Annotated in this window: 10 protein-coding genes; 6 read left to right on the top strand and 4 right to left on the bottom strand. The window is 44.6% G+C overall.

Going from position 1 to position 14,063, the window contains the following annotated elements; genetic code table 11:
• Positions 1-94: 94 nt before the first annotated feature.
• Positions 95-2,143 (bottom strand): molecular chaperone DnaK, encoded by a 2,049-nt coding sequence (gene dnaK / locus EWV68_RS04925; RefSeq protein WP_287169018.1) that lies wholly within the window; start codon positions 2,141-2,143, stop codon positions 95-97.
• A gap of 543 nt (positions 2,144-2,686) precedes the next feature.
• Here dnaK and ahr point away from each other — a divergent pair.
• Together ahr and EWV68_RS04935 are read left to right on the top strand one after the other, a co-directional pair.
• Positions 2,687-3,691 (top strand): NADPH-dependent aldehyde reductase Ahr, encoded by a 1,005-nt coding sequence (ahr, locus tag EWV68_RS04930; protein ID WP_287169008.1) that lies wholly within the window; start codon positions 2,687-2,689, stop codon positions 3,689-3,691.
• A gap of 28 nt (positions 3,692-3,719) precedes the next feature.
• Positions 3,720-4,559 carry a Uma2 family endonuclease gene (locus EWV68_RS04935; RefSeq protein ID WP_287169010.1) on the top strand — a complete coding sequence of 280 codons (840 nt, stop codon included), beginning with the start codon at positions 3,720-3,722 and terminating at the stop codon, positions 4,557-4,559.
• A 125-nt stretch (positions 4,560-4,684) separates the two neighbouring features.
• On the opposite strand, the gene gifA is transcribed toward EWV68_RS04935, so the two are convergent.
• The 3 genes from gifA to EWV68_RS04950 all read right to left on the bottom strand — a co-directional run bounded on the left by gifA (position 4,685) and on the right by EWV68_RS04950 (position 6,445).
• The gene (gifA, locus tag EWV68_RS04940) at positions 4,685-4,885 is read right to left on the bottom strand and encodes a glutamine synthetase inactivation factor IF7A (protein ID WP_002758764.1); all 201 of its coding nucleotides are present in this window, start codon (positions 4,883-4,885) and stop codon (positions 4,685-4,687) included.
• Positions 4,886-5,338: 453 nt separating this feature from the next.
• A complete protein-coding gene (locus EWV68_RS04945) occupies positions 5,339-5,926 on the bottom strand; it encodes a hypothetical protein (RefSeq protein WP_052276577.1) in 588 nt (195 codons plus the stop codon).
• A 375-nt stretch (positions 5,927-6,301) separates the two neighbouring features.
• Positions 6,302-6,445 (bottom strand): transposase, encoded by a 144-nt coding sequence (locus tag EWV68_RS04950; RefSeq protein WP_323131939.1) that lies wholly within the window; start codon positions 6,443-6,445, stop codon positions 6,302-6,304.
• Here EWV68_RS04950 and EWV68_RS04955 point away from each other — a divergent pair.
• From EWV68_RS04955 to EWV68_RS04970, 4 genes are all read left to right on the top strand, one after another.
• Positions 6,444-8,012, top strand: a complete 1,569-nt coding sequence (locus EWV68_RS04955) for an NAD(P)H-hydrate dehydratase (protein ID WP_287169011.1) — start codon at positions 6,444-6,446, stop codon at positions 8,010-8,012. The two genes, EWV68_RS04950 and EWV68_RS04955, sit on opposite strands and share 2 nt — an antisense overlap.
• 301 nt (positions 8,013-8,313) lie before the next feature.
• On the top strand, positions 8,314-10,119 hold the full coding sequence (locus EWV68_RS04960) for an aspartate kinase (protein WP_069475262.1): 1,806 nt from the start codon (positions 8,314-8,316) through the stop codon (positions 10,117-10,119).
• A 44-nt stretch (positions 10,120-10,163) separates the two neighbouring features.
• Positions 10,164-10,619 carry a hypothetical protein gene (locus EWV68_RS04965; RefSeq protein ID WP_287169013.1) on the top strand — a complete coding sequence of 152 codons (456 nt, stop codon included), beginning with the start codon at positions 10,164-10,166 and terminating at the stop codon, positions 10,617-10,619.
• 135 nt (positions 10,620-10,754) lie between these two features.
• Positions 10,755-13,094 (top strand): tetratricopeptide repeat protein, encoded by a 2,340-nt coding sequence (locus EWV68_RS04970; RefSeq protein ID WP_353806744.1) that lies wholly within the window; start codon positions 10,755-10,757, stop codon positions 13,092-13,094.
• The last annotated feature ends 969 nt before the right edge of the window (positions 13,095-14,063 follow it).

The following is a 14,063-nucleotide window of genomic DNA, read 5'->3' on the forward strand; positions in this document are numbered from 1 at the left end:
GGAAGTGGGAAGTGGGGTGTGGGGTGTGGGGTGTGGGGTGTGGGGAGAAGGGGAGAAAAAAGCTGATAACTGATAACTGATTACTGATCACTTTTTAATCTACGGCCTCGTAGTCACTGGCACTCATTTCTTCGCCATCGTAGGGGTGATCGTCACTGCCCGATTCGCCAGATTTAGTTTCCAGATTACTATAGGTTCTGGTTCTAGTGTGGGAGAGGGTTGGCCTCTTGGCGAAGGTATTGGAGGAAGCGGCTTGGGTGCGGGTGGGTCGGGTCAGTTTTTCGGTGACATCGATCGATTGAAAACCAGTACCGTTGAGGGGTTGGGTTTCCTCTTGTTTACCCGTGTAGATGCGGGTACCGATTTCGAGGACAATCTGACGAAATTCTTCCAGGGTGGTTTTTAGCTTTTCTGGCGATAGGGAGGGGTCGCGCAGGGCGATTTCCAACTGTTGCCGCTTCTGGTCGGCCAGTTGCCGGATATCGGGGGCGACTAACTCACTGTTTTCCCTGAGGGTGACTTCGTAGCTATAGAAAAGACTATCGGATTGGTGGCGAATATCGATCATTTGCAGACGACTGCGATCAAATTCGGCGTATTTTTCGGCTTCTAGGCGCATTTTTTCAATTTCGTTCGGTTTCAGCCCTCCAGTATGGCTAATGACAATGCTTTGTTCTTTGCCGGTGCCTTGGTCGCTGGCGGCCACTTTCAAGATGCCGTTAACATCGATCTCGAAGGCCACTTCGATTTGTGGCATACCCCTAGGGGCGGGAGGAATTCCCGTCAGGAGAAATTTACCGAGGGTTTTATTATCTCGGGCCATGGCCCTTTCCCCTTGCAGAACATGAATTTCCACCGAAGTTTGACCATCGGCAGCGGTGGAAAAAACCTGAGATCTACTGGTGGGGATAGTGGTATTGCGATCGATAATTTTGGTAAAGACTTCACCGAGGGTTTCAATGCCGAGGGAAAGGGGGGTGACATCGAGGAGGAGGACATCTGCCACTTCTCCACCTAAAACTCCAGCTTGAATCGCCGCCCCCAAAGCAACGGCCTCATCGGGGTTAACAGAGCGATCGATCTGGCCTGCAGAAAAGAAACGGGAGATTAATCGCTGTACGGCGGGGATTCTGGTGGAACCGCCGACGAGAATCACACGATTGATATCGCTAGGCTGCAGTTCGCTATCTTTGAGGGACTTTTGTACGGGTTCGAGGGTTTTTTCCACTAATTCTCTGGTTAATTCCTCGAATTTAGCGCGAGTTAGTTCTAATTCTAGGTGTTTAGGACCGGTTTCGTCGGCGGCGATAAAGGGGAGATTGATCGAGGTGGTAATCAGGCTAGAAAGCTCGATTTTGGCTTTTTCGGCGGCTTCTCGCAGTCTTTGGATCGCCATGCGATCGCTGGCTAGATCGATGTTTTCTTGGCTTTGAAAGTTCTCCACCAGCCACCGCACTAAGAGGTTATCAAAATCGTCCCCCCCAAGATGGTTATTGCCGGCGGTGGCTTTCACTTCAAAAACTCCCTTTCCCAGTTGCAGGATGGAAACGTCGAAGGTTCCTCCCCCTAGGTCAAAAACGAGGATATGTTGATCTTCGTTTTGTTTATCTAAACCGTAGGCCAGGGCGGCGGCGGTGGGTTCGTTAATAATTCTTAATACTTCTAATCCTGCGATTATCCCCGCGTCTTTAGTGGCCTGACGTTGGGCATCGGTAAAATAGGCAGGAACTGTAATCACGGCCTCGTTGATCGGTTCCCCCAGATAGGCCTCAGCATCGGTCTTTAGTTTTTGCAGGATCATGGCCGAGATTTCTTGGGGGGTAAATTCCCGATTGCGAATTTTGATATTGACGGTATCATCGCGACCGCGTTGGCAATGATAGGCAACTCGTCCCCTTTCTACCTCGGTGTCTTGCCAACGCCTACCAATAAAGCGTTTGATGCTATAGACGGTATTTTCGGCATTAGTGACCGCTTGACGTTTGGCTAGCTGTCCCACGAGGCGCTGGCCCTTGCCAAACCCCACGATACTAGGAGTTGTCCTTCCCCCCTCCGAGTTAGGAACTATAATCGGCTGACCTCCCTCGAGTACGGCAACACAACTGTTGGTTGTCCCTAAGTCGATGCCGATGACTTTTCCCATGACGCTCTGATAATGATGGTAGTTAATAGGATACAATCGTTTACAAAAATTGTCCCCCAATTGGCAACGGGCTTTTTACCTCGTCTAATCTTGCCAGGGATGAAACAGGACAATTTTTATCCGATCCTAACAAAACTTGTCGGTCAAGTCCGCAAGCGGCTGGCGACCAGTCTATATAGGGTTTGCGGCAAAAAGTTTTTCGGTGGTGGCAGGGTGTGGGGTGTGGGGTTTTACCAGTTTTGAGGTGGCCAATTACCTAATTTTCAGGGAAAAAGTGCCTAAATTTCCCCCCGATTTAGATTTATTCAGCAAGCCCTATATACAAGAGTAACCCAAAACCAGTAATTTTGCTGATGCTGCCAGTTAGCGATCGCCTCTGGCTATTCTTAAAATTGCCGTTTTTAAGATTTTTTTAATGATCACGAGCGGACTTCCTTGATGTTGATGTCCCTAGCAGTGGAATTATTGCCCAATCTTCTTAACCCGAATTTTCGATAAATTTGGGATAAGATAACCAATAAACCGATCCTAGAGGACTTAATCATGATTAGAGCCTATGCTGCCCGAGAAAAAGGGGGAAAACTAGAGCCTTTTGACTACGATCCGGGTATATTAGGGGATGAAGATGTGGAAATCGCGGTGGAATATTGCGGCATCTGCCACAGTGACCTAAGTATGCTCGATAACGATTGGGGACTGACCACCTATCCCTTTGTCCCCGGTCATGAGGTGGTCGGCACGATCGCCGCTCTCGGTGCTAAAGTCAAAGAATTAAAGATAGGGCAAAGAGTCGGTCTTGGTTGGTTTTCCCGTTCCTGTTCCACCTGTGAAACTTGTATGTCGGGGGATCAAAACCTTTGTGCCACTGCCGAAGGAACTATCGTCGGTCGCCATGGCGGTTTTGCCGACAGAGTCCGCGCTCATCATAGTTGGTTAGTTCCCTTGCCGGACCAGTTAGATGCTGCCAAAGCTGGCCCGCTTTTTTGTGGTGGTATAACCGTCTTTAATCCCATTGTCCAATTTAATATTAAACCCACGGCCCGAGTTGGTGTCATTGGTATTGGTGGATTGGGCCATATAGCCTTAAAATTCCTCAAAGCTTGGGGCTGCGAAGTAACCGCTTTTTCCAGTAGTCCCGACAAAGAAACAGAAGCAAAAGAATTAGGCGCGACTCATTTTATCAATTCCAGAGACCCCGAAGCTTTGCAATCGGTACAAAATTACTTTGATTTCATCATCTCTACCGTTAACGTTAATCTCGATTGGGGTCTTTATATCGCCTGTTTACGTCCCAAAGGTCGTCTGCATATTGTTGGGGCTGTTCTTGAACCCATGAATACCTATGCTTTTCCCTTGATTATGGGTCAAAAATCGATTTCTGGCAGTCCTTTGGGTAGTCCCAGTACCATCAATAAAATGATCGAATTTGCCTCTCGCCATGGCATTGAACCCGTTACAGAAACCTATCCTATCTCGCAGGTGAATGAAGCCATGGAAAAATTGAGAACTGGACAACCTAAATATCGCCTCGTCTTGCAAATAAAATAAAACCATCTCTATCCCGGACGTAACCCCGATGACTCAACCCCTCACTCCTCCAGTTATCGATTGGGAAGAACCCCCCATTCCCCCAGAAGACCTGATTTTTGATGATGGAGAACCTTTGGAAACACACCGTCACCGCAAGGCTATGAATGTCTTAATCGATTCTATCGAACAAGCCTATCAGGATCGAGAAGACTTTTTCGTTGGCGGTAATATGTTTATTTACTTTAGCCGTGAGCGGGTTTTTAATCAAGATTTTCGTGGCCCCGATTTTTTCGTTGTCCTCGATATCGATGGTAGTTATAAACGACAAGGATGGGTGGTTTGGAACGAAAACGGACGTTATCCCGATGTGATCGTGGAATTAATGTCAGAAAGCACCGCAAAAATTGATTTAACTATCAAAAAAGACCTCTATGAGCGGACTTTTCGCTGCTCCCAATACTTCGTTTATAATCCCTTTGATGCCACTTCCCTGCAAGGTTGGGCTTTAGACCAAAATCAATGCTATCAAGAAATTATTCCCGACCACCGCGGTTGGTTATGGTGTCAACGTTTGGGATTATGGTTAGGAGTCTGGATGGGCAGCATCCAACGAGAAGAAGCCCCTTGGCTACGTTTTTATGACCTAAACGGCAATTTAATCCTCCTACCTGCGGAATTAGCTGAAATCGAACGTCAGAATGCTGAAATCGAACGTCAGAATGCTGAAATCGAACGTCAGAATGCTGAAATCGAACGTCAGAATGCTGAAATTGAACGTCAACGCGCCCAGGCAGCCTATCAACAGGCCGAAATCGAACGTCAACGGGCGGAACGTTTAGCGGCGCAATTACGGCAATTAGGCATAAATCCTGATGAAACCCCGTAATCGGCCCAGGAATGACCCCTATCTCTAAAAACCGAAAACCCACACATTCCGAGATCGGTTTGTGTGGGCTGATTGTTCACTTAATTCTAAGATTGAAAGCTTACACTTTGGCGGAATCTAAGACCCTAACTGAGAGTAACACCAGAGCGATCGTAAGTTTGTGAAGAAAAGTCGGCCGAGAAGCGACGTTGAACGGTTTCCCCGTAGCCATTGTCATTGTCAATACCGATTTCAGAAGCACTTCTCCCTAACATCGATTGTTGACGATTTTTGACGGCGTGGTGGTGACGCATCATTAAGGCGCGAGCTTGTTGTTCTGTAGACATAATCATTTCCTCCGAGCTGCAAATAGTGTTTCGAACTTTTTTAATCACCTACTAAATATATATAACATACAATTCTGTATCTATTTTTACAAAATGCCCTAATCCCAGAAAAATTAACAAAACTTTACAATAGGGTTTGCTGAAAAAGTTTGTTGGTGGGGTTAGGAATCAGGAGTCAGGAGTCGGTCGTCAGGAGTCGGTCGTCAGGAGTCGGTCGTCAGGAGTCAGGAGATTATTTTTATAGTCATTTCAGATAAGTCTGATACACTCTAGACCAGTTAAACCCTTATGAACTCTGGCATTGATATTCTCAATCTTAATTGAAATGACTATATTTATTCTTCCCACACCCTACACCCCACACCCCACACCCTACACCCCACACCCCACACCCCAACACCCCACTTCCCACACCCTATACCCCACTTCCCAACCCCAAGACATCAATCGCCTTTATACCTTAATCGAACTAGGTTCATCGACGGCGGCGATAATGCGATGACAACCGGAAAAGGGTTGCGCCCATTGATACTGGTGTTCTAAAGGATTACCCCAACAGAGACCGAGATATAATTCCGTGCGCGCCACATCTAATTCCGCCCATTCGGACTGGGCGACTAATTCTGCTAGAGAATCGGCAGAAATGGGACGACGGGAGTTAAGCGCCCACCAAAAATTCATATTAGGGGTGATACTGTTCCAAAACTCTAAAACCGAGGCTTTGGCAGCCATGAGAATTTCCTTGTCACCCGCCACGGCAACTAATTGATTATGAATTTCGGGATAACGGAGAGTGCGATCGCCCCATTGACAAACACGCCAGATAATGCCCGAAACCTGATATTGTTGTTGATAATCGTGAACTTGACGGCGAAAATCCTGATAGGCGAAGACTTTGCCCGCCTTTTCTAGATTGATCGCCTTGGCAATCACCGGATTATCAATGCGCTCCGCCGGGGAGAGTAACAGACGTTCCCCTTTGCAAGTGGCGTGCATTTCTCGCTCGAGGATTTCAATTAACTGCTGTGTCGAGTAAGCCATACTACCGCTCTTACCTGAGAGAGGATTTCTTTTTATGATAAAATAATTTAGTAATTAGGGTTGGCTGAATAAATCTAAAAACCTTGTTGGATAAGACTTTTAGACTTTTTTGTCCTCAAAAAGTGCCAGCTGAGAGTGATCGGGGCGAAAATTCTGGGACTTTTTCCCTGAAAATTAGGTAATTGACCGTCTGAAAATGGGTAAAACCCTACACCCCACACCCCACACCCGGCCCCCACGAAAAACTTTTTGCCGCAAACCCTAATTAAGCGACTAAGCTAAGACGCATCTTAACCGCCTATCCTTAGATTAGCTGAATTTCCCCCAATCCCTTTACTATTGCCTCTTGCCTCTTGCCCCGTCTCAACAAGCAATTTAAATGCTTGACAGCTTACTAACTGTTTTAAGGTTAGCAATTAACTTGGATAAAGCGATGTCAGGCTTGTAATCGATAATCAGGTGAACGTAATCCGAAAAAAAGTGATCTAGACCTGTTAATAGGCAATTTATCCCCCGAATGAGCTACAATTATCGGTCCAACGTGGTTAATAGCGAGCAGATGCGTCGCATCGAAGGGGCGATTTTTGCCTCTGGTATGCCTGTGGCCGCTTTGATGGAAAAGGCAGCCCTGTTAACGGCACAACAGTTTAAAAAGTCCTATTCTTTGGCTAATTTCCCCAAAATCGGTGTTATCGTTGGCCCTGGTCACAATGGCGGCGACGCTCTCGTGATTGCTAGGGAATTACATCTCGCTGGTTATCAAGTATCTCTTTTTTGTCCGATCGCCAAACTCAAGGATTTAACAGCACAACAGGCGAATTATGTCAAGCATTTAGGCTTAATTTTTCAGAAAACTTTAGAATCTTTGCGGGATTGTCAGTTAATTATCGATGGTCTTTTCGGTTTTGGTTTAGAAAGGACTTTATCGGGAGAGATTGCCGAATTAGTCGATAAAATTAATAGTTGGCAAAAACCGGTAATTAGTATCGATATTGCTTCGGGAATTCACACCGACACCGGAGAGGTTTTAGGCACGGCAATTAAAGCCACTCATACCTTTTGTTTGGGACTCTGGAAGCGAGCTTTTTTCCAAGATTTGGCCTTACCCTATCTGGGTAAAGTGGAGTTAATTGACATAGGAATTAGTCCCCTTGACCTAGAAACAATTCTACAAGATTCACCGCCAATTCTGAGGGTTAATCCCGATCTAATTCGCCCTTATTTACCTTTACCCCGTCCTCTCCTTACCCATAAATATCAGCAGGGACATTTATTAATTATCTGTGGTTCTCGTCGTTATGCGGGGGGGGCAATTCTCGCCGGATTAGGAGCGCGAGGTAGTGGTGTAGGAATGCTTTCTATTGCTGTTCCTGCTGCCCTTAAATCTTTATTAATTAGTCATTTACCAGAAGCATTAATTATCGATTGTCCCGAAACTGCCACGGGAGCTATTGCCGAACTTACCCTAGAATTAAATAATTATCATGTCCTCGCCTGTGGTCCTGGATTAACCACAGAAAATCCCGCTATTATCGAACAGGTTTTAGATAGTGATAAACCGATTATACTCGATGCCGATGCTTTAAATATTTTGGCTCAATTGGGTATAGAAAAATTATCATCTCGCCAGAATAAGACAATTTTAACGCCTCATTGGGGAGAATTTAAACGCTTATTTCCTAACTTATCAGATTCTCAGGACAGGATTAATATCACTCAAAAAGCATCTCAACAAAGTGGTGCAATTGTCTTATTAAAAGGAGCCAGAACTATAATCGCCTCCCCGGAAGGTAAAATGTATATAATCCCCGAAAGTACCTCCGCTTTAGCGCGAGGTGGTAGTGGTGATGTCTTAACGGGATTAATCGGCGGATTCTTAACCCAAATGCCGGATAATCCCCCAGAAACAACCGCATTAGCGGCTTATTTACACGCTCAAGCTGGCATTTTAGCAGCCAAAGAAAGGACAGAATTAGGAGTAGATGGAGTAACTTTAGCTAATTATTTATTTGCCGCCCTTAAAGATTCGATCCCCCCTGCCCCCCTTGATAAGGGGGGTGCCGATAGGCGGGGGGATCAGAATTGATAATTATTACTGTATCTAACATTAAAATATCTTTCATAATACCCACCAAACCTAAGAGAGCCAAAATATTATTAATAGCATAAATGTACTGTATTTAAACTGCCTATTGACATTTTAGTACAAATGCTCGGACTGCCTCAACCTAGCTCCGGCGCTCCCTTCTCCGGTGCAGTCTTAACGAGTAATTCAGATAGTCGGCATTTGATAAAACATAAGGAATGTTAACCAAAACCACTTATCGTTAGGAATTTTGATAAGTTGGAGATTGAACAAAGATAGAAAGTCTCTGGCGCTGACAACTATGGCTGTAATTGTCCAAAAATACGGTGGTACATCGGTAGGTTCCGTGGAACGCATTCAATCGGTCGCTCAACGGGTCAAAAATACGGTAATAGCAGGAAACACCGTGGTGGTGGTCGTTTCTGCCATGGGTAAAACCACCGATGGATTGGTCAATTTAGCCAAACAAATCGCCGCCGAACCCTCGCGCCGGGAGATGGATATGTTATTATCCACGGGGGAACAGGTGACAATCGCCTTGATGAGTATGGCCCTAGAGGAAATCGGACAACCGGCCATCTCCCTAACCGGCGCTCAAGTGGGAATTGTCACGGAATCCGAACATAGTCGGGCCCGTATCTTAGAAATTAAAACCGATCGCCTTTCCCGTCATCTATCGGAGGGTAAAGTAGTTGTTGTCGCCGGTTTTCAAGGTGTCAGCGATAGTGATCAACTAGAGATTACCACCCTAGGGCGCGGTGGTTCCGATACCTCGGCCGTAGCCCTAGCAGCCGCCTTAAAAGCCGATTTTTGCGAAATTTACACCGATGTACCCGGTATTCTCACCACTGACCCCCGTTTAGTCCCCGAAGCGCGTCTTTTAGACCAAATTACCTGCGATGAGATGCTGGAATTAGCCAGTTTAGGGGCGAAAGTTCTCCACCCGCGAGCGGTGGAAATCGCTAAAAACTTCGGGGTTCCCTTGGTTGTCCGCTCCAGTTGGACAGAGGATCCGGGTACTTGGGTGACATCCCCGGCACCGAAACCGCGCACCCTGCAAGGATTGGAATTGACAAAAGCAGTGGATGCGGTGGAATTTGAGGGTAATCAGGCGAAAATCGCCCTTTTACGGGTTCCGGATCGTCCCGGTATCGCTGCCCGTTTATTCGGGGAAATTGCCCATCAACAGGTGGACGTGGATTTAATTATTCAATCGATTCACGAGGGGGACAGCAACGATATCGCCTTTACGGTGATGGGAAATGCCTTAAAAAAAGCCCAATCCGTGGCCGAAGCGATCGCGCCGGTTTTACGTTCCCATCCCACTAATACAGAGGAAGCGGAAGTGATCATCGAATCCGGGGCCGCTAAAATCGCCATTACCGGCGCTGGTATGATCGGCCGGCCGGGAATTGCTGCCCAAATATTTAGCACTTTGGCCGCAGCGGCAATTAATATCGAAATGATCTCCACTTCTGAAGTAAAAGTCAGTTGTGTCATCGATGAAGCGGACGGAGAAAAAGCAATTAAAGTCCTTTGTGATGCTTTTCAAGTGGAGTATTCTGCTAAAGTTGCTCATTGCGAAATCCCTAAAAATTTAGTCCCAGTACGGGGAGTGGCCCTAGATAATAATCAGGCCCAAATGGCCATTCGTAACGTCCCCGATCGCCCGGGGATGGCTGCGAGAATTTTCTCGGTTTTAGCGGCAAAAAATGTCAGTGTTGATATGATTATTCAATCCCAACGCTGTCGCATTGTCGATGGTATTCCCCGACGGGATATCGCTTTTACTTTGCCCCAAGCTGATGCTAATTTAGCCCAAAAAATCCTTTTAGAACTATCGGAAAGTTTGGGTTTACAGGAAGTGGTGGTTAATAATGATGTGGCCAAAGTGAGCATTGTTGGTTCGGGAATGGAAGGACAACCGGGGGTAGCAGCACGCTTTTTTGAAGCTTTAGCAAAGGAGAAAATTAATATTTTGATGATTGCTACTTCTGATATAAAAATCAGTTGTGTGGTGAATCAGGAAGATGGAGTCAGGGCCCTACAAGTGGTTCATGCCGCTTTTGGATTAGCCGGACAGGGTAAAATTGAAGTACCCGCCTAAATGAAATTACAAGTTCTATGATGGGGGTAAGAGTTGTTTAATTGTTGGCAACTTATACCCCCAAAAACCAGTTAAGTAAGTTAACCCTCATCACCCCGATTTTATCTATGGAACCGATAACAGTGGCGACAATTGTTGCTTTGGTATTTCAGACTACTGTAGAAAAATTTACCGAAGCTGCTCTAGAAAAAATTAATACTTTGCGGCAAATCATCTGGAATAAACTTAAAGCTAATCCTAATGCTGAAAAAGCTTTACAAGCTGCTGAAAAAGGGTCAAAAACTGATCTAGAAAAAGTAGCAGATTATTTAAAGGTTGCCATGAATGATGAAGCAGATTTCGCCGAAAAAGTCAAGGGGTTAGCAACAGAAATTCAATCCTTGAAAATTCAGGATAATAGTAGTATGAACCAGGCTAATTCTGGAGGTCAAAATTTACAGAATCAGGGTCAGGTTAGTGAAGTTTATCAAGCAGCAACTATAAACATCAATAAAACCTGACTGCAGCCGCCTGTTCAGGAACAGGTTAAACAACATCCTCACAATTTATCTAATAGTAATATCCCTAGATTTGTTGGTAGGGATAAGGAATTAATTGACTTAAAAACTCAATTACAACAATCCCAAAAGCTTGCTATATCTACCTTAACGGGAATGGGAGGCATAGGTAAAACCGAACTAGCCAGACAGTTTGGCTGGCAAGAATGGCGGGAAAAAACTTATCCCGGGGGGATATGTTGGTTAAATGTGGCAGAAAGTGACGGCGGTTTTATCGGTACTTCCATTTTAGATTTTGCGCGGGTACATCTCAAATTAACTTTACCGGATGAGGGAGAATTAGACGTAAAAATTCGTTATTGTTGGCAAAACTGGTTAGCGGGAAATGTCCTAATTATTTTTGATGATGTGCGGGATTATCAGCAAATTAGGGATTATTTACCACCGCAAGAAGACAAACGCTTTCAGGTTTTAATTACCACTCGCAAGGAATATTTATCAGCGACAATTGCGACTTTTCGGGTAGAAGTATTAAAAGAAAAAGATGCACTTGATTTATTGCGTTCCTACCTTGAAGACAACAGAATTGACACACAAATCGAGGCAGCTAAATTATTATGTCAGGATTTAGGTTATTTACCCTTGGCGTTAGAATTGGTGGCAAGGTTACTGGTACGACGACAGGATTGGAAAATTAGCAAAATACGGCATAAATTAGCCGAAAACGGCTTAGATGAGCCAATCTTAGCCAAAAATCCCAAGTTTCATGGGGAAATGACTGCGGAAAGAGGGTTAAAAGCTGCCTTTAATCTCAGTTGGGAGGAGTTGCACAGCGAACCAGAAGCGCAAATTTTGGCACTTTACCTCAGTTTATTCGCTCTTGCGCCCTTTCCCAAGGAGATGATTCTGGATTTATTTCCCGATGAAGATGGGGATACAGTGGAGGAATGGTTAACCGATAGTTTAGTTCACCTGAGTTTAGTTCAGGATAATCGTGATGGTTGGTATGAAATTCATCCCCTGTTGCGTCGCTACTTTCGGGATAAGTTAGAAGCATCACCCCACGCAGAACCAGCAAAACGCCGTTATTGTGGGATTATGGCCAAAAAATCGGCAGAAATGCCACATAATCCCACTGTAGAAATCGTTGAAGAATTTAAACCTTTCCTTCTCCATCTACAAGCATCTGTCGGGGAATATCCCCAATATATCGCTGATGAGGATTTATTATGGTCCTATACGGGTTTAGCTCGTTATTATAATGGACAAGGATTGTATGCTATTGCTGAACCTTACTATCAAGCTTGTTTAACCGCAACTCGAACCCACTTAGGAGACAATCATCCCCATGTGGCAGCTTCCCTCAACAATTTAGCAGGATTGTACCGTTCCCAAGGCAGGTACACAGAAGCAGAACCTCTCTATCTAGAAGCTTTAGATTTGTATAAACGACTCTTAGGGGAAAATCATCCCGATGTGGCAAGTTCCCTCAACAATTTAGCAGCATTGTACAATTCCCAAGGCAGGTACACAGAAGCAGAACCTCTCTATCTAGAAGCATTAGATTTGAGAAAACGACTCTTAGGAGACAATCATCCCGATGTGGCAACTTCCCTCAACAATTTAGCAGCATTGTACCGTTCCCAAGGCAGGTACACAGAAGCGGAACCTCTCTATCTAGAAGCTTTAGATTTGAGAAAACGACTCTTAGGAGACAATCATCCCGATGTGGCAAGTTCCCTCAACAATTTAGCAGAATTGTACAGTTCCCAAGGCAGGTACACAGAAGCGGAACCTCTCTATCTAGAAGCATTAGATTTGTTAAAACGACTCTTAGGAGACAATCATCCCGATGTGGCAGCTTCCCTCAACAATTTAGCAGAATTGTACCGTTCCCAAGGCAGGTACACAGAAGCGGAACCTCTCCATCTAGAAGCATTAGATTTGAGAAAACGACTCTTAGGAGACAATCATCCCGATGTGGCAACTTCCCTCAACAATTTAGCAGCATTGTACAATTCCCAAGGCAGGTACACAGAAGCAGAACCTCTCCATCTAGAAGCATTAGATTTGTATAAACGACTCTTAGGAGACAATCATCCCCATGTGGCACAATCCCTCAACAATTTAGCACTATTGTACTATTCCCAAGGCAGGTACACAGAAGCAGAACCTCTCTATCTAGAAGCATTAGATTTGTGTAAACGACTCTTAGGGGAAAATCATCCCGATGTGGCACTTTCCCTCAACAATTTAGCATACTTGTACAATTCCCAAGGCAGATACACAGAAGCGGAACCTCTCTATCTAGAAGCGATTAATATTGCTATCCAAGCATTAGGGGAGAATCATCCCCATACCCAAACCTTTTATCAGAATTATCTGGAGATGTTATCCCAATTACCCGAAGCAGAATTAAGACAACGGTTTCCCGATGAGGTGGTGGAGATGTTGAAACCAAAACCCCCTCATCCCTGAAAACAGTCTTAACTGTGGTTGGAATGTTGAATGATGAACTATGACTAGGAACCTAGTTAAGAGTAGATTAGAGATGAAGATTGATTGAATAAATCAATCATAGTTAAGAGCGTTGGAAAATAGGGTCTGTAGGCGCACGGATTTTCCATTATGAATATAGTATCCTGTCAAGGGGCTTTTGTCAAGAGAAAATTTAACAACATCCAGACAAACGTAGGGTGCGTTAGACGGCAAAAATTTCCGCTTTAACTTGAAGCTAACAATCCGTCGTAACGCACCACCATCGACAGTGGTTGGAATGATGAACTATGACTAGGGAGCTAGTTAAGAGTGGATTAGAGATGAAGATTGATTGAATAAACCAATCATAGTTAAGAGCGTTGGAAAACAGGGTTTGTAGGCGCACGGATTTTCCATTATGAATATAATATCATGTCAAGGGGCTTTTGTCAAGAGAAAATTTGACAACATCCAGAAAAACGTTATTGTAGGGGTAATTCATGAATTACCCCTACACCTATTACCTAGTCCAGTAACGCACCACCACCATTGACAGTGATTGGAATGATTGAATGATGAACTATGACTAGGGAGCTAGTTAAGAGTAGATTAGAGATGAAGATTGATTGAATGAACCAATCATAGTTAAGAGCGTTGGAAAATAGGGTCTGTAGGCGCAAGGATTTTCCATTATGAATATAGTATCCTGTCAAGTCGCCTTTGTCAAGAGAAATTTTAACAACATCCAGATTTAGTCGTAACGCATCACCTATCATTGACTATGATTGAATTAATCACTGATAACTGATTAGCAAGGAATAAAACCATGAACACTAAAGAGAGACTATTGCAAGAGATTGAACAAGCACCGGATTCTTTAATAGAAGAAACTTTGAACTTCCTCCTTTCAGCACAAGCTAGTTATGCTAAATCTGAAAGTAATGTAGGGGAGGCAATATTAAAGCTTCT

Origin of the sequence: Microcystis sp. M_QC_C_20170808_M9Col, from assembly GCF_007095495.1 — a bacterium.
Taxonomy (GTDB): domain Bacteria; phylum Cyanobacteriota; class Cyanobacteriia; order Cyanobacteriales; family Microcystaceae; genus Microcystis; species Microcystis aeruginosa.